The sequence below is a fragment of the Citrobacter sp. VF227 genome (genome assembly GCF_052950715.1).
On record NZ_JBRFVF010000117.1, the window covers coordinates 1 to 667 of the forward strand.

At 64.5% G+C, this 667-nt stretch carries 1 protein-coding gene; it reads left to right on the plus strand.

What is annotated here, in order from left to right; genetic code table 11:
- Window positions 1–513 (plus strand): OB-fold nucleic acid binding domain-containing protein (locus ACU8YC_RS25370; protein WP_446896014.1); only part of this gene is annotated, 513 nt, incomplete at its 5' end.
- Window positions 514–667: the final 154 nt, after the last annotated feature.

The window sequence follows — 667 nt, forward strand, 5'->3', positions numbered from 1 at the left end:
GCGCGGTGGGCCGTTGCCGGAATCGAACCACAGCTACCGCTGTTGGCCAGCCTGCCCGCACCGGAGGAAACCTCCATCAACCTGCCATTGCCTGCGGTGGGTGAAGACCTTTGCAACGACTACGCGACCCTTGGCGCAACGCTGGGGCCGCAGCCTTTGCTACTGCTACGAGATGAGCTCAAGGCCCGGCGCTGCCGCAGTTCTCGGGAACTGGGCACGATCGAGCATGGCCGCTCGGTCAGCGTTGCCGGCCTGGTGATCGGCCGACAACGCCCACAGACCGCCAGCGGTGTCATCTTCGTCACCCTGGAGGACGAGTTCGGCATGGTCAATGTGGTGGTCTGGCGCGACCTGGCCGAGCGCCAGAGGCGACCCTTGCTCCAGTCTCAACTGCTTCGTGTGGATGGCCATCTGGAGTCGGCCAGCGGCGTACGACATCTCATCGCCGGCCGCCTGAGCGACCTCACGCCCCTGCTCACAGGGCTCGATGTGCGTAGCCGCGATTTTCAGTGATCGAGCGGCCCCGTCAGCAAGCCGGAGAGGAGGCGCATGGCGGGAACAAGGCATGACTTCTCCGATGCCTCGAATGAAGACCCGCCGTGGTGAACGTCAACAAAGCAGCGGCGGCTAGCGGCGCTCCCAACAGCGCTGCCGGCTTTTATATATG